The organism is Pedobacter frigidisoli (assembly GCF_004331675.1).
Taxonomy (GTDB): Bacteria; Bacteroidota; Bacteroidia; order Sphingobacteriales; family Sphingobacteriaceae; genus Pedobacter; species Pedobacter frigidisoli.
The window spans coordinates 99,702-119,121 of the sequence record NZ_SJSN01000010.1 but is presented as its reverse complement, the minus strand read 5'-3'; the positions used below and the strand labels follow the sequence as shown (position 1 = coordinate 119,121).

Here is a 19,420-nt window from a genome sequence, read left to right as displayed (position 1 = left end):
AAAATAAGGAATATAATCAAGTATTAAAGATACTATATTTGCAATATCACACATCAACAAAATTAATGGACGTTCAATCATTTTTTATCCGCTACCTCTTATTCCCACTGATCATTCTGGTATCTACCGCAGTTTTATCAATCCTAAATAAAAAGAATCAGATTCTAGGCAACAAAAGATTGATAGTAAGCGTTTTGCTCACCGGACTGATTTTAGCTATCCCGGGCTTTCTGGGCTTTCTAAATTTCAATTTCCTGCCCTGGGGCTACATAATTTGTTGTATTCTCTATTTGTTAATGGGTAGCTTATTTGTTTTCCTACTCACTAAATATTATGCGAATGATTTACTTGAACGCAAGGTTTTCATCTTTTTTTCTACATTAGTATCAACAATCCTTGCGGTATATTTATTTCAGTTGGCGTTCAATTGGTTAAGTTCTGTTAATTTCGGATGGTACGGTGCGGGCAGCATTATATGTTTTTTTGTACCCTTGATTTTCTGGTGGGCATACGTGGCGCTGCTTGGTATACCTTCAGAAATATTCAAGATCTGGAAGTATCCTGAAACACCGCTAGACATTAACATGGATCATGTTGATTTCAACAGATTACTTGTTTTGGAATTGGAACTGTATAGAAAAAGTAGCGATCCGGAACCGTTAAAGGTGAAGGTAAAGGCAGTTGAAAACATGAATTTTGGCATTTGGTTCCATAAGTTTATCGATGATTACAACCTGAAATTTTCCAAGAGCCCGGTTGAGTTTAAAGGAAGTGATCAGGACAATTACAAGTGGATTTTCTTTATTAAAACTTCTTTTTTCAAGCGTAATATCTTTATAGATCCGGATCTCGATATTATTGAAAATGGCATCACTGAAAAAATGACTATTTATGCCAAACGCGTTTCAGAAAACGTAAATAAGCCTAACGAAGTTGGGGAAAGTGCTATCTTTATCTAAATCATACCTAAAAAACATCTACCATGATCAAGCCACTTAGATATAAGCCCATCAATTGGGTGAATGGCATGAAGCTTTCCAGCGACCATTTTACAGTTAGCGATCTGTACATACAGGATTTTGTTAGAAATGCGGTATCGCTGAATATCAATGCTAATAATTATGGATTCCTACCACCGTTCGCCGGTTATAAAAGTTCGCACGATATTGAAATTACAGAAAAGGCTACCAATCATATCGAAGTACGAATAAGGTATTGCAATGCCGTTACCCCTGAAGGTTGCCATATAGATATTGAACAATCCGATAACATGGATTCGTTGGTGCACAATCATTATTTTGGGCAGTCGGAACCCAGAAATTATCTTATTCTGCTTGTTGTTAACCCGTACAATCGCATACCTTCGGGCACGCCGAATCCTGACGAAAGTCCGATTAGGTACCCCGAACTTGCCAAATCTTATTCAATTTCAATTCTGCCAGAAAGTGAACTTGGTTCACAAACCGTCGACAGCTTTTTTTTAACAATTGGACAAGTTTATTACGAAAATGGAAGGCTAACCATTAATAACAGTTATATACCTCCTAGCGCTACGATAACTAGTCACCCCTCGTTGATAAGATACTACGAGTCTTTTAGTGTCCTGTTGAACGAACTACAGTTATCCGCATTTAAAATTATCGATAAAACTGGTGGCCGTGACAACATCACGCCTCTGGGAAAAAACATACGCTCCATTTCAGAAAAAATTGCAGACTACATCGCAGGATTGTTTTATTCTTACCGAAACATAGCTCACCGTGAATCCCCGGCTGTTCTGGTAGGATATTTCTCCAGCTTGGCTCATGTGTTTTTTACGGCGGTTAAATTTATTGATCCCCGGGAGCGTGAAGAACTGTTAAAATATTTTTATGAATGGAAAGACGTTACTCCTGGTAATTTCGAAGAACTGCTAGCCAAAACAATCGAACTCGTTTACGACCATAAGCAAATTAATACCAGCATGATGATGTCCAGCGAGTTTATGAACGTACTGGTTGCACTTTGGAATAAGCTAAGCAGCTTAGAATATATCGGCCAGCGCAAGGAAAACATTGTTGTTGCCGAGCAACAGGTTGTGCAACAAGTTCAGGCACGCAAAACCTGGACACTACTTGATTAGTAAATACAGCATGATGTTCGGAGTGGAACATTTCCACTTGTTACATAATCTCGCCGAAATTCTTAATCTTTTCCAGCGACGCTTATCACTCTTAACAGCCAGCCAGTTACTTTTGTAACTGGTGATTCAATTTTTTTATGTTAGCTATATGTAACTATCTTGCTATTACAATTTTGGCGATACTGGGTCAAATAGATTGGATTTTCCATCTAGATACCCATTTCCAGTTTTTTCCAAGATTATTTCTAAATAACACCTTACAAAGATTCAAATTCTGTTTTTCTTTTTATATACGTGCATCGGCGGAAGCCGAACCAATTTCCTCTATACTTGCATTTACATCAACACTTAGATTAAGATATATCTAAATGGGAATATAAATTTGGACTTCATCACCACCCCAGCCATCAACGCGATGGTATTTAATGCTTTAATATCTACACTAAAACCACTTTCTGCCCCTACATTCATATAATAATCAATATTTAAAGCCCCTAAAGATAAATGATTTCCTTTTTAACCATTTGTGACAATCTGTACATTGCTTGGCCAACAGTACTGATAAACTTGAGCAAAGATTAATTAAAATGTCTTTAACTAATCTTACCTCTTGCAAAAATCTCATTTAAACATTATTTCTTTAATAATATTTTATGCTTCAACATTACGCTTTTCAAACCCAATCCCTCCCTGCTGTATACAAGTTTCATTTGGCTAAATTGCCCTCCGTCATCATAGGTCATCCATGTAAAGCTATGGGCTAAATCCAAATCCCCTGTTTCAGTGAGTGTAGGAAGGTGCGGCTTCAACAAACTGAACATTATATCTTTTAATTGAAAGATTCTCTGAAAGTTACGGGTGATAGATTGGCTTTGCTTTTAAACATCTTAGTGAATGATTGCGGGAGATCAAACTCTAAAGCATAAGCAATTTCATTGATGGTCAGATCTGTGGTCGATAACTTTTCTTTGGCTATATCGACAACTCTCCTAATGATAAGATCTTTGGTGCTCTATCCTGTAAGTGTTTTAAGCAGACGCCTTAGATAATTCGGTGATAAATGCATCGCATCTACAAATTAGCTCACTGAGGGCATACATTTGGATTGTAATTCATCACCTTTGAAAAAATCAATTAATATTTCCTCCATTCGGCTTATAATTTGATTATTGCTTAGCTGTGGAGTTATAAACTGACGTTGAAAAAACCGCTCAGCATAGGTAAATAGGCCGTAATGCTCCGAAATCTATGGCCCATCAACGCCGTTATACAAAGATATTTGTATCACAACTGACCGACATCAATATCAATCAGTGATTTGGATATTAATAACGAGGTCGTTGGAATTTCCTACTTTATTTAAGTCTATCCAAGTTGGGAAACGGACATATACTTACCATAAATTAAACATATATGTTGAATTTATTAAAAAAATATAAACATATATATTTAAAATAATTTTTATATTTAAACTTATATGCTTAAATTAGTTTATGGATAAACGCAAAAGAGAATTGATCATTGGGCAATTGGATAGTAAGTTAGCCGCCTTTAAACCTGCTGCCGCTATAATAAGGCCAGAGAGAGGATGGGTAAATGCAATACGTACATCTTTAAATATGCCATTAAATGCGCTTGGCATAAAACTCAATACCACTCCACAGGGTGTCAAAAATCTTGAATTAAGAGAGCAAAGTGGAAGTATCACACTGAACGCACTTAAAGAAGTTGCAGAATGCCTGGATATGAAACTAGTTTATGCATTAGTACCCAAAGATGAAAGCCTGGGCAAAATGATAGAACAAAGAGCGTATGAGATGGCTAAGAAAATAGTTATGCGAACTTCAGCGTCCATGAGACTTGAGGATCAGGAGAACACCAAGGAACGTCTTAGCAAATCGATAATAGAAAAAGCAGAGGATATCAAAGATGAACTTCCAAAATACCTATGGCTTTAGAGATCGAATATCAGGAAGGACAAACCCCACTCGAAGAAGAAGAAAAGGCGGGACTTAGGATTGATACCATTACAATTAGAGAAGAGTTGGATGAGTTTGAACAGTTAAATATCCAAAAGGCAGTCGAGTGGACTCTCAAAAATAGATGGCCCGCAAAAAAAATCATCACCGGGGATTTTATGCTAGAGTTGCATGCAAAAATGTATGGTGATGTTTGGACATGGGCGGGTAATTTTAGAAAATCGAATAAAAACATCGGGGTACCATACTACAAGGTAGCAACAGATCTTAGGTTGCTACTTGATGACGCACTCTACTGGCATGAAAAAGAAACTTACCCTCCCGAGGAAATAGCCATCAGATTCAAGCACCGAATCGTAGCTATACATTGTTTTCCCAATGGAAACGGGCGCCATTCAAGATTGATTGCAGATATTATCATCGCGAATCTTTACAAGTTTGAAGTATTTAGCTGGGGAAGTTCGACATTGGTTAAAGCTGATGACATGCGGACTAATTACATTAGCGCATTACGCAAGGCAGATCGCGGTACTATCAATGACCTGATAAAATTTGCGCGAAGTTAATCGCACAGTATATACGTTTAAGTAGTTGACTGAAATAATGAGGTAAGAATTGAAACAATCTGTGCAGGAGGTTTTGTGATCCCAATAAAGCGTCAATGACCGGCCAAATCGGGATTTTGACAGCCGCCCTAAAAATTGATTGATTAAGGTAGTATGTTTATCGTCTAAATTGTCTTCATGACATGATACGGTAAATGGGCTCTCCATCCTGAGCCACAAAACTCTGGTCAATTGGCCATTCCGGTATTTAAATATAATATGGTTCTTCAAATAAAAAATTAAAAAGTACATAGTCTTTTTCTACTCTAATAGTAGGTTAAATAGACCAATAAGTATTAGAGTTTGGCTGAACGTCAGAAAGAATTATGGGACTGGCCAGGTAGAAGCAGATCTTATACTGCTTCTATGGTAAGCATTTAGATTTAGATTTACATTTTATGATGAATTATGACAGACCTTCGACTGTCTCCTGAATATCTATGTTCATTTCTTTTTAAAAAGACAGCATTTGGTTACGTAAAAAACACTGCTAATATTGATAAAAGCAGTATATTTTTACAGATAAATATTACAGTCACGAAATCAAAATGGATATTCCGACCCATACTGCGCCACCCATTGAGAGGCATGGGTGGGAATATCCACTCCCGGGGGAAACGAAGTTCTATGCCGGCTTTGAATGCCAATTCGTCCTGTGAGAGCTTAAGTAGCTTACGTTGTGTTCTTAAAAATGTTGATAATGGATTACTCATGTTTATACCCTGTGTGGTATAATAAATTTGAGTGTTCAAAAAATCACTTTGTTCATGTTTCATGAACAAGCTATTAAAATGAACATTGCCATATTTTTTAAATAAAGCGGACAGCGAAGGACGAGTATGACCGCAAACTCTGGATTTAATACTGGTTGGGATAGAAAGTTGGAAAGTGTTCGTCTAGAAATTACAGGCGTTGGTCTAGCGGTTGCTAACACTGGTATAATACAAAGTTTTTGCCTGCAACGTTTGATGCCCATCGGCGTCTTAATAACAAGACAATAGCAAAAACCTAAAATATAAAAGATATGAAAACATTAGCAAAAACATTATTCGCAGCAGCATTAACAACAGTATTATTTACTTCAGCAATGGCAGCTTTTGCCGCTGAGCCAGTTAAAACAGAAACAAAAACTTCATCATTATTAAAATTCAACAGGATCTGGGTGAGTGGGAACGTGAAACTTATCTTAACGCAAGGTGACAAGCAAAATGTAGAGGGTACAAGTAACTATGACGCAGCAAGAACCTCAGTATCAACTGATGGAAAAACCTTATTAATCAATTCATTATAAACAAGTCAGGTAACACTGAATATTACCGTAAAAGATTTAGAAAGGATTGAAGCTTATGGTCAATCAGTTGTGGTGACCAGCAATAATTTTGATGTAAAATACCTTCAGTTATTTTTGGGACAAAGTGCTGCAGCGAAGATCAAAACTACAGCAGGCAGTTTATATACTATCGTTAAGGATGATGCGGTATTAAAATTAAATGGTACTGCTGATCAAAGTACAATGATTGCTAGCAATATGAAAAATATAAAATTAGCTGACTTTGCCAGTCTTAGATCAGAATCATATGCTTCTCAAGCGATTATGGAAGCGGAGCAGAATGCAATAGTATTAGCAAAATGAGCAAATCCTTTATGATTAATTAGAGCTGTCTTTTAAGGGCGGCTTTTTTTTTAAAAATTATTAGATGAAGCATTATTAGTAATTCTTAAAGATTTTTTCTCTACACCATGTTATTGCCAACGGATTTTCCAGTTCAGAGGTGGTGTTTACTACGCTTATTCGCATGCATATGCAAACAAGCCTCCCAATCAGGAGCCTTTTGCTCTTAATTCTTCTTTTGCTGTCCCGGGGCAAAAGGTTTTGCCGATTTGGAACCTGTTCCTTTTTTTGCCTGTCCAGGGGGAATTTTTCCGCTATTCCCTGCAGTTCGGGCGGTATAACATCCTGTTGAAAACATCAACCCGCATAGCGCGAAAACTAAATAAATATTTCTCATCTTATCTTTTTCCTTTTTACGCTCCATAAGTGTGCCAGTTTTAAATGAATTTTCCATATTCTAAATTGTTGATTTTATGAAGTTATATAATGCCACGTAAATCATATGGGTAATAACGGGACAATTTGCATAGCGGATCCTAGACTTACATCAACTCGTAATCCTATTAGCTTAATTTTTTTATATCTTCCCACCTAGCCGATTTAGCTATGATATCACCACTTCTTAGGACTAAAAAAATTTCGGCTCTAACCGACTTTGTTGTTAAAAATTTTTCAAAGTATGGTTTCAAAACCTCAAATTCCGGCCTTATCGTCAAATTTTCAATATCCAAATTGATTTCCTTTCCATAATCTTTCACTGATATATCAAATGCAAATGCTCTTTTTTAGCATCTTCAAATATCTATTGACAAAAGTCCTAATCTGTTTATCGGAAGATTTACCTGCTTCATGAAAAAGTGAAATAACCTTAAGTTGATCTTCTCTAACCACTTCTAAATAAGGCTTATCAAATTCAGCACCAAATAATGCCCTAAGTCTTTCAATGGAATCGGAAACTTCAACCTCAGAAGTACCTAACATTATTTGCCCTTTGACAAGTATTTCCTGCTTCGCCACCCACATTTTTTATTTTCGAAGTATCCTGCAGGCTTCGGGTTGGATTGGTAATTAGTTTAAAAAAGTAATAGATTTAATATAGGGAATCTAGCTTGCAATGTTATACACAAATATTAATTCTAAATAAGACGAACTGGGGCGCAGACCCGAGGTAAAGAATTTACCTAACCTACAGAAGTTACATTACTATCGCCAAAAAAATACTAACAGATTGTTGCAAATTCAAACGATCTTATGGGTTTGAAAAAAGAAGGCATCTTCCCATTATCACAGTCTTTTGCTATGTATGTTTCTGAGATCAATTATGGCGAAGAGAACATATTGCCTGCAAGAGCATCCCTTTCTAGACAACTGAGAACAAAATAGTGCCTAAGAAAACGTGATATCATTTTTTAATTATTAATTAAGCTTGTTTAGCATTAATAAAAGCCTTATTTTCAACCATCACATCCAATGAATGACGGATATTATAGCCAACTTACCATTTGTTTAAAAATTGCAATCAATGAGAAACATGTTATTTTTATTTCTTATCTTTTCTATGCAGTCAAATGCCCAGGAGATTGATGTTTTATTGATTGGAGTTTCTCATAACTATAGCAAATATCCGAAACAGGATTTTTCTGATATTTACCGCAAGATTGAAAATTTTAAACCTGAGGCATTTTTTGGAGAATTCTTGAGTAACGATGATGAGCGAAAGGTGATGGATTATTGGTGTAAGAGGGATAACCTGATCCGATTAAATAGGCTAAGAAATAACAGAGATATTGATCCTGATATTGTTGCTTACAAGATCGACAGTCTCCAAAAACTATCAAGGAAACAACCCACTAATTATGAGTTAAAGGTAGACTTGGCACATGCCTACTATATTGATCAGGATGTATCAAATGGCCATTATCTATACTGGCAGATTTATGAGCGCCTTCAGCAAGCGCCAGATCGTAGCTTACAGGAGTACACTGACCAACTGCTTAGTCCAGATTTGGATACTACAGGGCGGAGCATGAGAAGATTGAAGACTTCAGAATATGCATTAATAGGGTTTCCAATGATGCAAAAGCTGAAAATACAGGAACTTCTTCCAATGGACTGCCAGGATTATGATTTAAACTGGAATGCGTCCTGGGCTGCATTTGATGTAAAGTTTAAGGAGTTTAGGAAAGATGCCTCACCTATGGTCCAAAAGGAACTAAAAGAAAAGCTGGCTAAAATGAATCGAGGCTTTGAAGAATATGATAGAATTGAGAAAACCTCCTATAAGGTGACTGAGTGGCTGAACAGTCCTGAGGCCTCGGAGATTTCTGCATCGGGTGACTTCTACTTGCCTGAATTATATGCGATGAAAAAGTTTCCCAAAGAGGAAATGCTCTCAAAGATCCACTGGTGGATAATGAGAAACAAAGGCATGTGCAGCAATGTGGTAGACCGTGCTAGGAAAAATGGTGTCAAGCGGGTTGTTGTAATAGCTGGGGCCAACCACCGCAGATATATGCAGGAAATTTTTGATAAGATGCCTGGAGTAAAAGTTAGAAATATAAATGAAGTAAAATAGGTTACTAAAGCCTTAGAATTACCTCTTTCAAGTGAGAATCTTATTCCTGACTTCTAAAGAGTTGGTTAATCTGTAGATCGATAAGTTTTTTAAAATCAGTTTATCTGTCGATTATAGTATGCTTTTAAAACTGAAAAAAGATGGGAAGGTATAGGTTGGGATGATGTTCAAGTTGGTGACTCCATTTTAAAACGAAAATATGAGCGAAAAGCTTATTGGTAAAGAAAAGATAGAAATGGAAAATTCCATTTCAAAACCCTGAACTATTGGATATTGTAATCACTGAGAGTAACAGTGTTTTCTTGCTAGACAATTTCTAAAGAGTATTGCTCATATAAGAAGGTCGCATGTAAGATGTTTCAAATGACTGAACGCTTAAAATTCCCAGGCAGACCCGCAAAAAAAGTTAGGGAATATTTAGCTACGATAGCCCCACCAACAAATATTACATCTGGGCCAAGCTCTTCCAAGGCACAATATCTACCTATTGTATAAATTCCATTAATGCGTCTCTAAATAATCTCTTAATCATAATAAGCCAGCCTGCTCGCTCCTGTTTATTGATTCAGAAATTTCAGGGATCCTGATCTTTAGCGAAAAAAGATAAATCCCTATACTGCCAAAGTTCACTTCCTATGGAAATGATCTTTAGCTAGATTACTATATTCTGTGGACGCTCTCCGCTATGTGCTCTCATAAAAAATATTGGTAAATTGTTTTTTGTTCGCAAATCGCGAACACAGAACAGGATATTAGACTCTCTAGAAAACGGGCAAGTGCTCAATAAAGGCCATGTGCCAACTTTGTTTAAATCATCCACTGACAAAATGTAAATTATGGAATTGGGCAAAAGTGGGCAACAAACCACTTTTCTATAAGAGATTCCGTTAATCACATCAATTAACGACCTGCAATAAAAGAGATTTACCTTTACGAAATATCATTGAAAAACCTATTTTTGAGTACATCTGTACTTAAAAATGAAAGACGAAATTACCAGCAAGAATTTTAAAACCAAATTGGATAGTGAGTTGATCAAAAAATCACAGCGGTGCACAGTCAGAGAGTGTGATGAGGTTAACCCTAGCCATTTTGAATCCTATGTTGATGAACTTGATAAAAGTTATGATGTGAGGATACAGTTAGAAAAAGGTACTGTGATCATCTCTAACTGTGAATGTATAAGTCCTCTCCCATTCTGCCAGCATAAGATTGCACTTTTAGCCTTTATTGCCAGAGGTACAAAACCAGCCCCCAAGATCACTGCCACAAAAAAGATCGATCCTGTAAAACAGGCCTTAGAGCAAGCTGATCCCGAGAAAATCAGGGACTGGATTTTAAGGACGTTAAAGAAAAACAAAGATCTGAGTATTGCTTTCATGAATGAATTCTCTGATAAATCCGAGAATTATACACCAGAGGAAATTATTGCCCTAACTCATAATGCAGTGATGGCAGTGACTGGTAAAAGACGAAAAGCCGAGGTTTTTGAGGTAAAGAAGATCATCGATCTGTGGACTGAGCTTCATAAGCCAATTTTGGATCAATATTTCGCTGAGCCTGCCAATGAGGATTATTTTAAGAAGGTCCATGTCCTGATTGACACTGTGGTTGAATACAAATATCGAATACAGACCAATAGTAAGAGGTTTGAGACCTATTTCAAACAAATCCTAACTCAGATAGAGGAGATTATCTTGAATATTCGCGATGATGATACCTGCACTAAGTGCCTATCCCTTCTTTCGAAAGAATTTTTTCTTGATGGCTATGGCGGGATTCGCCGGGAATATACCAATATATTCGTAAATATATTCAATTCAAGCTCAGCCCAGATGCGCGCTAGGATTGTAGGCATAACAGCGGAAGTTTATCAGGCTAGGAAAGATGAGAGAGTCACGGATTCAAAAGAATTATTGCAGTTGTTGCTGCACATGGTGGTAATCAATAAAAACTTTCCTGAATATAAGGATGTATTCCGGCCATTAAGACATGCCTTGGTGTATAACATTAGACTGATAGATTCGCTAATCGAGCTGGGGGAGTTGAATACTGCGGAAACCTACTGTATTGAGCAAATCGATCAAAATACCGATTCCACCTACGACAAGGATTATATTTCAAGATTGAAACAGATTTACACCCAGACAAAGGATGACAAGAAACTTATTGGAGTGCTTTCAAGGGAACTGCTGTACAAGCCTAACTTTGACAATTACATACTTGTTCGTTCCAATACTGAACCTGATGCCCAATTTAAAAAATGGAGAAATCAGGTCTTGGCAAATGCAAGACAGCTCGCTGGTTTTTATAAAAATGCTGCAGATTTTTCCCTCGCACTTCGAAATTCGGAAAAGGATTTTAATGGGCTATTAGCCTATCTGGATGAAAATGCAGATTACGATAGTATTGCACTGTATTCAAAACAGTTAATCCTATATTCGGCGGAAGCTTTTATAAAAAAGCTTATTACCAAGATTGATAGTGACCGCGATAATAGGCTGAACATGGATAATCCTGCTATGCTTGACGAGATATTGGAAAGGGTATATCAAATTGCAGCTTTGAAATATGGGGTGGAAAATCTAATGCTTATCGTTAAGGCGAGAGAAAAGGTTTATGGGACATGGGCCAATTTATTCGTGAAATATGTGGGTAGAAAGTCATCGGCCAGTTAATTCCTCTAAGTTTAAACGGTGAGAAAATAATCAGAACAGAAATAAATTATTTAAAAGCTTGGTTGTGTATTATAAATTCTCTCGAAAAGGGTGCGTCGATAAAATCTGAAAAACCAATAGCAACTTAATAATCTAGGTATATATGCATATAAATCTACTGTTTTCAACCAGGGTATCTCGCCCACGGTCAAGACAATACTTGCTCCCTATAAACAGTGATGTACAATAATACCATTCCTAAATGCGCACATTGGTTAATTATTTTCTTGAAGAGAGATACCAAACATCAACAATTGAATAAGTAAGTTTGCAATCAGTTTAACCACCCTAATCGTGTTTTTGCTCCGCACAAACTATTCCCTACATATCGTCACGAGATTAGCGTATATAGATTAATGATTTGACATAGAATTGGTTAAGTACATAAGCTATCTGCCAAGGATTTTGGTTTTTTAGTGAGCATAACAAACTGATCAAAACAGCTTTTCGAATACTTTTGATATATTATATTAAGGTAGAAACAAATCATCCATGATAACTTCGTTCTCTACCAGACCAATAGAATACATATTGTTTTTAGTGCCATAGGTGGAACCATAGCTAGGAACAGTGCTTTTTTGGTTTTACGCTCTCGACGAAATATATCAAGTTTGTTCTTTAACTCAGCAGCATAGGTTTTATCTATAGCAAACTCAGCGTTTGAGAATTTCATTTCACATATTCTTATCACATTATCCTGTCTGTCCAGCAAAAGATCGACCTGTGCGCCGTTTCCATCCTTAGAAGAATGCCGCCAGGCTGATGTTTCCGTGAACACTCCAGAAACACCAAACGCCTGTTTAATATTATCTGTATGCTTCATGCAGATCCTTTCGAATGCGTAGCCGCTCCAACTCCTCCAGGAAGACGTTGATGATTTTTTTAACCATGTACCTGCACCCGTGGCGCGGGAATGTTCAATAAACTTAAGGTAGAAAAGGCTGTATTCATCGCTAAGTTTGTAAATGCTTTGATTGGCATTCTTCTGGAAGGGCAGATGCGGGGAAATGAAGCCAGATCCCACAAGTTCCTCAAGTAAAAGACTGGTAGTCCCCCACTCTGTAGGTTGCATGCCCCTATGATTTCATTTCTTGTCAATCCCGATGGTTTATCCGCGAGTGCTTTCACTACGGAAATATGCCTGTCTGCGTTTTCGAACAGAGAGCGGTACAGGTTTGCGAACTCTGTTGAAAGCAGGCCATCCTTGGTGAAGAAAAGCCTGTCAATGGCCTGGGTAGCGCTTTCCCCTTTCCTGAGCTCTTTCAGGTAATGGGGCACACCGCCCATTGCCATATAAATGGTTAGGGCCTGATAACGGTCAATATGAATATTATTGCTTATCAGATACTGTTCTGTTTCATGCAAGGTAAAAGGTAACAAGCGGATTTTACGCGTTAAACGATTGTGCAGGCCTCCTTTACTGTTGACAACTTTTTTGATCATCCAAGTGGCCGCAGATCCACAGATAGCAACAATCAGGTTCGGCTGCTGTGAGGCCCATTGATTCCAGAAATATTCGAATGCAGAAAGAAAGCCTGATTTATGCGAGCTTAGCCAAGGGAACTCGTCAAAGAAAATTACAGCTTTTCTTTTTTTAAGTATAGGGACTGCAAATTCCCTGAGCTGACAGAAAGCCTCCGTCCAGTTCCTAGGAGCTGCAGGAGTTAACCCTGAACCTAGAGCATCTGCGATAGCCTTGCTGAAATTGAGTAGTTGCTTGGTAGCATTCGCGTCGTGAACCCCAGACAGTTGAAAAATGAGCTGTTTCTGGAAGACCTATCGGATCAAAAGAGTTTTTCCGACTCTTCTCCTGCCAAAGACTGCCAAGAGCTCTTATGAGGACGAGGCAGGCGCCTCTGACAATATTTTCTTTTCCGTTGTTCTTCCGATGAGCAATTCCAGCAAGCGCTAGATTGAGATAGATATATTCCCTTATTTTTTTTAAACTGTCCAACAATTAGCATGTATTTCGTCACAAAATTAGGGTGAATTAATTGATTTTTTGTCACAGAATTAGGGTAAATAGGGGTGTTTAGTTCTAAAGTTATACTGATAAATAGTTAATATCATGTTCAGGGTGATCACAGAAAAACAGATGCGCCCCGCCCGCCCTGTCAACCTCAAGGTATACCGTAACCAATAGTATTGTTTGAAACAACAGATTTCAGATGAAATAACGCAAGATCAAAACAGCAGTTAATCGCATTTTTTGCCTATTTTAGTTTACCTTATGCGGAATATGAGAAAAATCATCTTGTCAATCCTATTGACCTTGGTGGGCAACAGTTTGTTTGCGCAGGCCGAGCTTCCTTTTAGCCAACGGGAAACAACCTACGATCGCCGCGATGGCGCCTCGCTTACCCTCACCATACTTACACCAAAAAACGCAAATGGCAAGGGTATCATAAGCCTGATGAGCGGAAATTTCGTTTCCGATTACAATTCCTTTACTGCATACAGGGAGCGCGCCCTGCCATTTGTGAGGCATGGCTATACGGTATTTTTGGTGATGCACCGATCTGCGCCACGTTTTGCACTGCCCGATATGTTAGAGGATGTACAACGCGCAGTACAGTTTGTCCGGTACCATGCTGCAGACTACAATATAGACCCCGCGCGACTGGGCATTACCGGCACCTCCTCTGGCGGACACCTTGCGCTGCTCACCGCATTGAGTAAAGACGTAGCCGACCCGATCAGTAAGGATCCAATCGCAAAGGTTTCTACCCGACTGCAGGCCGTTGCCGTCTTCTGCCCACCCACTGACCTTCTGAATTTCGGCCGGACCGATTACAATTTGGCAGCAGACAAACCAACCCTGGTTAAGGTTGGTGTGCTCGGAGCGTTCGGTTATACCAATTGGGATAGTGCTACACGCACCTATATACCCATCGATAACCTGCAACAACGAAGAAAAATCGATTCATTGATGTCCCCTGCGCAAGTGGCAGGGAAAAATGCGCCGCCCACTTTTCTGATGCACGGCGATAAAGATCCTTTGGTCCCAATTCAGCAGTCTCAAACTTTGGCCACAAGACTGCATTATTTACATGTTCCTGTCAAGTTAGTAGTAAAACCTGGTGCAGCGCATGGATGGAAGGGCATGGACGAAGACGAACATGAATTCAACGCGTGGTTCGATCTGCACCTCAGGTGATCAACAAACTGAGTAATACAAACCGCCATCGTATTGATTTTCAAAACAAGTCAGATTGCCGAATGATTTGGAACGCGGTTACCCCCCGTTATTCAAAATTCCTACCTCCATGGAAAGCTTTCCCTGGCGCCTCCCCATGAACCCGTGCTCTTTTATTTCCAAAAGGGTAAGGTGATGTTTTTGTTCAGCGATGAGCGAAAGTTAATACTGGAAGATCACCTCCTGGCGCTGAAAATATGCCAAGAAAATGTGAACCAGGAGAAGGACATCATAATGGATATTTAAACCCCAAGACAAATCGTCCTACATTCTTCGCTCAAGATTAATCCTAATCATTTGCGTCTGTAATATTTTTGATTTATAAAACCATACGATCGATCCAATGTTTAAATTAAAATTACTTGCTAATCAATAGATTAAGGCAGCTTTAAGCCAATACAACAAAAGCATGAGCGATAATAATACAAAACTTACCAAAGAGGAAGAAAGGCTTTTCGGCGATCTCATGCCCGAAGAGTTAAATGAAATCATTCAATCTGGTTTAAATAGGCGACATTTCGTGAAATTAATAGGGCTTGCTTCTGCTGGCCTATTAACAAGTCACCTTATAGGTGCCGAACAGCTTTTTGCCAGGGCGATTGATATGGAGATTGAAGATTTGCCTCCGATTGCGATTGAGAATGGCGTTACCGTAAACCTTAAGGTTAATTCTGTAGGAAAAATAGTACTTATCGATTCCAGGACAACCTTACTTGACACACTTCGTGAGCGACTTAGGTTAACCGGATCCAAAAAGGGATGCGATCACGGCCAGTGCGGAGCCTGTACGGTTATTCTCGATGGAAACCGTGTATTGTCTTGCCTGACCCTGGCTGCATCCTGCGAGGGCAAATCGGTAATTACCATAGAAGGTCTTGCGAGGAACAATGAACTGAATCCTATGCAATCGGCTTTTTTGAAGCACGATGGTTTTCAGTGTGGGTTTTGTACACCCGGCCAAATCTGTTCTGCAGTAGCATTAATGAAAGAAGCCAAAGAGGGACAGGCAAGCTATGTATCAACGAATATAAGGGAGACAGAAGTGGGCATGATGCTTTCTGACGATGAAATTGCTGAACGGATGTCGGGTAATATTTGTCGTTGCGGCGCCTATCCAAACATTGTAGCGGCAATTAAGGAGGCACAGACAGGAAAAAACATTGAACAGACTTGGCTTTTTGCCGGTTAGAAAGATCAAAAAATTATGAGACCATTCAAATTTACCAATACCAAAAATAGTTCTGCAGCCATAAACCTTTTGGATAGAAATCCAAATGCAAGCTTTTTGGCAGGCGGCACAAATCTCCTCGATCTAATGAAAGAAGATGTGGAACGACCCGATGAACTTATTGATATTACCAGATTGGATTTAACATCAATCTCCTCTATCACAAGGGGTAAAAATGCAGGGGGCGTCCTTATCGGTGGGCTTGGAAAGAACACAAATGCGGCCAATCATCAATTGATAAGAAAAGACTTCCCACTACTAACGAAGGCAATTTTGGCGGGCGCCTCTGCCCAAATAAGGAATATGGCTACCAACGGCGGGAATCTTATGCAAAGAACCCGTTGTTCTTACTTCTACGATACAGCAATGCCATGCAACAAGAGGTCTCCCGGCTCAGGTTGTAGCGCAATGGAGGGCTTTAACAGAATGCATGCAGTATTTGGCTGGTCGAATGAATGTGTTGCTGTTTATCCTTCGGATATGGCTGTTGCCTTATCTGCGATGAATGCAAATATAAACGTAATGCAGAAAGAGGGACAGATAAGATCTATTGCCATCAATGATTTTCATCGCCTACCAGGGAACCATCCAGAAAAGGACAATACACTTAACCATGGTGAGCTGATCACCTCAATTGAGCTCCCAAAAAATAATTTTGCTGCGCACTCGGCATATGTAAAGGTCCGCGATAGGAATTCGTATGCCTTCGCCCTTGTTTCGGTTGCAACAGGTTTGGTATTAGATGGAAATAAAATTGTTTCAGCACATATAGCTATGGGCGGTGTGGCGCATAAACCCTGGAGAGCCTCAATTGCTGAGGCATTATTAAGAGGCAAAGCTGCAACGTTGGCTAATTTCAGGTTGGCAGCTGAGGCAGAAATGAGCCACGCCAAGCCTTTGTTTCATAATAAATTTAAAGTCGGGCTAGGAGCCAACACGATTACCGCCGCCCTGCAACTGGCATCGAAGGGCACAGATGCCGTAGCGTAATTTATCGCTGAACCAACATGGAAGAAAAAAACAATTTGATTGGAAAAGCCGTTAACAGGATTGATGGTGTACTTAAAATTACAGGTAAAGCTACTTATGCAACTGATTATCCTGCAAAGGACATGGCTTATGCCGTACTGTTCAAAAGTACAATTGCATCTGGTACAATTACAGACATTGATACAACGAAAACCCAAGAGTCTCAGGGCGTACTAGCAGTAATTACGCATAAAAATGCACCACGATTAAATGTTAAGGGTGGTCTGCGTGGAGGCGCCTTGCTTCAAGGTCCGGAAGTTTATTTTTATGGGCAACATATTGGGATCGTAGTTGCAGAGACCTTTGAACAGGCAACACATGCGGCTCACCTGATAAAGGTTGAGTATCATAAAAAAGAAGAGAAGATAGATTTTGAAAAATTAGCTCCATCGGCAGGCATGCCTCAGGGAAAAGAGCTGGCCGATCTGTTTCGCGGGGATGCTAAAGCCTCGCTTGAGGAGGCTGCGGTGAAAATAGTGGAAACCTATGAGACCCCAATAGAACACCATCATCCCATGGAACCACATTCCACGGTGGCGGTTTGGGAAGGTGAGAACGTCATCTTATATAATGGTTCACAGATCATAAATGGTGCTCAAGCCTCAGCAGCGGCTACCTTAAACCTTAAGCCAGAACAGGTAAGGATAATATCGCCCTTTATAGGTGGCGGTTTCGGCTCAAAAGGTGGACAGTGGGCAAATCTGGTTTTAACGGCTGTTGCCGCAAAGATGGTGAGCAGGCCAGTAAAATTGGCATTGACCCGCCAGCAGATGTTTAATTCTGTTGGCCTGCGACAAAGGAACAAGCAAAAGATAAGTTTGGGTGCGACCAAAGATGGAAAGCTAATCAGCCTTGCGCATGAAACCACCACACATACCGCGATAGATGGCGAATATATAGAGCCGTGTGGAGATTGTTCCAAAATCATGTACGAAACCCCGAATTCCCTGATCTCCTACCGGGTCGTCCCTATGAACATCATCTTGCCAACCTACACGCGCGGACCGGGAAAGTCTACAGGAAGTTTTGCTCTTGAGTCTGCAATGGATGAACTTGCCTATAAACTGGATATCGATCCAATAGAATTTCGCTTAAAAAATCAGCCTGAAAGAGATCCATCCAATGGCAAACCATGGTCTTCGAGAAAAGTCATTGACTGTTTGAGAGAAGGTGCAAAAGCCTTTGGTTGGGAAAAGCGAAATGCCACGCCAGGAAAAAACAGAATTGGAAACAATCTGATTGGCTATGGTGTTGCATGCGGCAGTTATCCTGCACGACAGCGGGATAGCTCAGCGGTAATCAAGCTAACTAGAAATGGCAATTTGGTTACTGCAACCGTAGAAATTGCAGCTTCAGATCTTGGCACTGGCACAAATACGATATTGGCACAAACCGCAGCCGATGGCCTTGGGATCTCGATGGAACATATAACTGTAAAAATTGGGGATTCTAATTTGCCACCTGCTGCAGGTTCGGTGGGCTCAGTTGGTGCTGCGAGTTTTGCAAATGCCGTTAATGATGCATGTACCAAGATTACTGATGAGCTTCTGGTTAAATCCAATAAGAAATTCTTTGTTCGACCTACCGCCAGTCAACTCATGATCAGTGAACATATCAATAGTTTCGACACTCGAGCAGATGCCAAAGCGCCAATGGAAGCAGAGCAGTATTCGGCACATAGCTTTAATGCAAACTTTGCGGAAGTCCATGTGAATATACATACAGGCATGATAAAAGTGACCCGCTTCTTAGCTGTAACTGGCGCTGGAAAGATATTAAACCCTAAGACTGCCCGCTCGCAGATTATAGGAGGTAATATTTGGGGGATTGGAATGGCATTGAGCGAAGAATCAATTATCGACCCAAGATGGGGTAATTTTGCCACCCGTTCGTTTGGTGATTATCATGTTCCTACCAATTTTGATATCGGCAAACTTGACGCCATGTTTATTAAGGAGGACGATAAAATCCCAAATAAAATGGGTATAAAAGGTATCGGAGAGGTTGGAATTGTTGGCGTGGCAGCAGCTGTTGCAAATGCTGTATTCAACGCTACCGGTAAGCGTGTCAGAAGTTTACCAATCACCCCAGACAAATTACTTTAGCATCGGCAATTCACTAAACGTTCGCGATTTCGGCGATAATTGCCGAAAATAGCCCGTTCTTAAAAAGAACTGGATTTACGTATATCAAGAGGCGGTAAAGGCCTAGCGATCTTTCTTGCGATCTATTTCCTGATAAAATAGGTGCTTTTTTGGTTAATCCGCTCTAAGGTCACTTCTTCATTTTCTGGATCTATATCCATAACGCTCGATTTTAGGTTTATGAAACAACCATATGTCGCTGTAGAAGGTTTC

17 protein-coding genes are annotated in these 19,420 nt (G+C 39.5%); 12 read left to right on the top strand and 5 right to left on the bottom strand.

The genetic code is table 11. From position 1 onward, the window contains the following. Positions 1–65 precede the first annotated feature (65 nt). Positions 66–959 carry a TssN family type VI secretion system protein gene (locus EZ449_RS13880; protein WP_131559782.1) on the top strand — a complete coding sequence of 298 codons (894 nt, stop codon included), beginning with the start codon at positions 66–68 and terminating at the stop codon, positions 957–959. Between the two features lie 23 nt (positions 960–982). Further along, positions 983–2,122, top strand: a complete 1,140-nt coding sequence (locus EZ449_RS13875; protein WP_131559780.1) for a hypothetical protein — start codon at positions 983–985, stop codon at positions 2,120–2,122. 829 nt (positions 2,123–2,951) lie between these two features. Here EZ449_RS13875 and EZ449_RS23505 read toward each other — a convergent pair. Continuing rightward, on the bottom strand, positions 2,952–3,116 hold the full coding sequence (locus EZ449_RS23505) for a helix-turn-helix domain-containing protein (RefSeq protein WP_225872330.1): 165 nt from the start codon (positions 3,114–3,116) through the stop codon (positions 2,952–2,954). A gap of 499 nt (positions 3,117–3,615) precedes the next feature. Here EZ449_RS23505 and EZ449_RS13865 point away from each other — a divergent pair, with 499 nt between their 5' ends. The 4 genes from EZ449_RS13865 to EZ449_RS23105 all read left to right on the top strand — a co-directional run bounded on the left by EZ449_RS13865 (position 3,616) and on the right by EZ449_RS23105 (position 6,339). Then, positions 3,616–4,080: a helix-turn-helix domain-containing protein gene (locus EZ449_RS13865; RefSeq protein ID WP_131559778.1), complete on the top strand. Its 465-nt coding sequence runs from the start codon at positions 3,616–3,618 to the stop codon at positions 4,078–4,080. Beyond that, complete coding sequence (locus tag EZ449_RS13860) at positions 4,071–4,667, top strand: mobile mystery protein B (protein WP_131559776.1); 597 nt, start codon at positions 4,071–4,073, stop codon at positions 4,665–4,667. The genes EZ449_RS13865 and EZ449_RS13860 overlap by 10 nt, the downstream gene beginning before the upstream one ends. 1,063 nt (positions 4,668–5,730) lie before the next feature. Then, a complete protein-coding gene (locus EZ449_RS23110; RefSeq protein WP_225872322.1) occupies positions 5,731–5,997 on the top strand; it encodes a hypothetical protein in 267 nt (88 codons plus the stop codon). Between the two features lie 72 nt (positions 5,998–6,069). Further along, the gene (locus tag EZ449_RS23105; protein ID WP_225872321.1) at positions 6,070–6,339 is read left to right on the top strand and encodes a hypothetical protein; all 270 of its coding nucleotides are present in this window, start codon (positions 6,070–6,072) and stop codon (positions 6,337–6,339) included. A 205-nt stretch (positions 6,340–6,544) separates the two neighbouring features. On the opposite strand, the gene EZ449_RS23100 is transcribed toward EZ449_RS23105, so the two are convergent. Beyond that, positions 6,545–6,772 carry a hypothetical protein gene (locus EZ449_RS23100; protein WP_131559774.1) on the bottom strand — a complete coding sequence of 76 codons (228 nt, stop codon included), beginning with the start codon at positions 6,770–6,772 and terminating at the stop codon, positions 6,545–6,547. A 311-nt stretch (positions 6,773–7,083) separates the two neighbouring features. Next, positions 7,084–7,341: a DUF4142 domain-containing protein gene (locus tag EZ449_RS13845; RefSeq protein WP_131559772.1), complete on the bottom strand. Its 258-nt coding sequence runs from the start codon at positions 7,339–7,341 to the stop codon at positions 7,084–7,086. Between the two features lie 499 nt (positions 7,342–7,840). Between EZ449_RS13845 and EZ449_RS13840 the strand changes: the two genes are divergently transcribed. After that, positions 7,841–8,893 (top strand): DUF5694 domain-containing protein, encoded by a 1,053-nt coding sequence (locus EZ449_RS13840; protein WP_131559770.1) that lies wholly within the window; start codon positions 7,841–7,843, stop codon positions 8,891–8,893. 980 nt (positions 8,894–9,873) lie between these two features. Then, a complete protein-coding gene (locus tag EZ449_RS13835) occupies positions 9,874–11,571 on the top strand; it encodes an SWIM zinc finger family protein (RefSeq protein ID WP_131559768.1) in 1,698 nt (565 codons plus the stop codon). 547 nt (positions 11,572–12,118) lie between these two features. Here EZ449_RS13835 and EZ449_RS13830 read toward each other — a convergent pair. After that, entirely contained in the window at positions 12,119–12,433 is a 315-nt protein-coding gene (locus tag EZ449_RS13830; RefSeq protein WP_225872320.1) for an ATPase, read from the bottom strand. Positions 12,434–12,492: 59 nt separating this feature from the next. Continuing rightward, positions 12,493–13,053: an AAA family ATPase gene (locus EZ449_RS13825; RefSeq protein ID WP_131559766.1), complete on the bottom strand. Its 561-nt coding sequence runs from the start codon at positions 13,051–13,053 to the stop codon at positions 12,493–12,495. Positions 13,054–13,849: 796 nt separating this feature from the next. Between EZ449_RS13825 and EZ449_RS13820 the strand changes: the two genes are divergently transcribed. The 4 genes from EZ449_RS13820 (at position 13,850) to EZ449_RS13805 (ending at position 19,168) form a co-directional block, all read left to right on the top strand. Then, entirely contained in the window at positions 13,850–14,767 is a 918-nt protein-coding gene (locus EZ449_RS13820) for an alpha/beta hydrolase (protein ID WP_165499761.1), read from the top strand. A gap of 448 nt (positions 14,768–15,215) precedes the next feature. Continuing rightward, entirely contained in the window at positions 15,216–15,995 is a 780-nt protein-coding gene (locus tag EZ449_RS13815; protein ID WP_131559762.1) for a (2Fe-2S)-binding protein, read from the top strand. Positions 15,996–16,010: 15 nt separating this feature from the next. Continuing rightward, positions 16,011–17,024 (top strand): FAD binding domain-containing protein, encoded by a 1,014-nt coding sequence (locus tag EZ449_RS13810; protein ID WP_131559760.1) that lies wholly within the window; start codon positions 16,011–16,013, stop codon positions 17,022–17,024. A 17-nt stretch (positions 17,025–17,041) separates the two neighbouring features. After that, positions 17,042–19,168 carry a xanthine dehydrogenase family protein molybdopterin-binding subunit gene (locus EZ449_RS13805; protein ID WP_131559758.1) on the top strand — a complete coding sequence of 709 codons (2,127 nt, stop codon included), beginning with the start codon at positions 17,042–17,044 and terminating at the stop codon, positions 19,166–19,168. The last annotated feature ends 252 nt before the right edge of the window (positions 19,169–19,420 follow it).

Bases quoted from the DNA above. Each gene is read 5' to 3' on its own strand.
- EZ449_RS13865 (WP_131559778.1), top strand. From the start codon at position 3,616: ATGGATAAACGCAAAAGAGAATTGATCATTGGGCAATTGGATAGTAAG.
- EZ449_RS13810 (WP_131559760.1), top strand. From the start codon at position 16,011: ATGAGACCATTCAAATTTACCAATACCAAAAATAGTTCTGCAGCCATA.
- EZ449_RS13860 (WP_131559776.1), top strand. From the start codon at position 4,071: ATGGCTTTAGAGATCGAATATCAGGAAGGACAAACCCCACTCGAAGAA.
- EZ449_RS13825 (WP_131559766.1), bottom strand. From the start codon at position 13,053: ATGATCAAAAAAGTTGTCAACAGTAAAGGAGGCCTGCACAATCGTTTA.
- EZ449_RS13815 (WP_131559762.1), top strand. From the start codon at position 15,216: ATGAGCGATAATAATACAAAACTTACCAAAGAGGAAGAAAGGCTTTTC.
- EZ449_RS13835 (WP_131559768.1), top strand. From the start codon at position 9,874: ATGAAAGACGAAATTACCAGCAAGAATTTTAAAACCAAATTGGATAGT.
- EZ449_RS13805 (WP_131559758.1), top strand. From the start codon at position 17,042: ATGGAAGAAAAAAACAATTTGATTGGAAAAGCCGTTAACAGGATTGAT.
- EZ449_RS13830 (WP_225872320.1), bottom strand. From the start codon at position 12,433: ATGAAGCATACAGATAATATTAAACAGGCGTTTGGTGTTTCTGGAGTG.
- EZ449_RS13820 (WP_165499761.1), top strand. From the start codon at position 13,850: ATGAGAAAAATCATCTTGTCAATCCTATTGACCTTGGTGGGCAACAGT.
- EZ449_RS23100 (WP_131559774.1), bottom strand. From the start codon at position 6,772: ATGGAAAATTCATTTAAAACTGGCACACTTATGGAGCGTAAAAAGGAA.
- EZ449_RS13880 (WP_131559782.1), top strand. From the start codon at position 66: ATGGACGTTCAATCATTTTTTATCCGCTACCTCTTATTCCCACTGATC.
- EZ449_RS13875 (WP_131559780.1), top strand. From the start codon at position 983: ATGATCAAGCCACTTAGATATAAGCCCATCAATTGGGTGAATGGCATG.
- EZ449_RS13840 (WP_131559770.1), top strand. From the start codon at position 7,841: ATGAGAAACATGTTATTTTTATTTCTTATCTTTTCTATGCAGTCAAAT.
- EZ449_RS13845 (WP_131559772.1), bottom strand. From the start codon at position 7,341: ATGTGGGTGGCGAAGCAGGAAATACTTGTCAAAGGGCAAATAATGTTA.
- EZ449_RS23110 (WP_225872322.1), top strand. From the start codon at position 5,731: ATGAAAACATTAGCAAAAACATTATTCGCAGCAGCATTAACAACAGTA.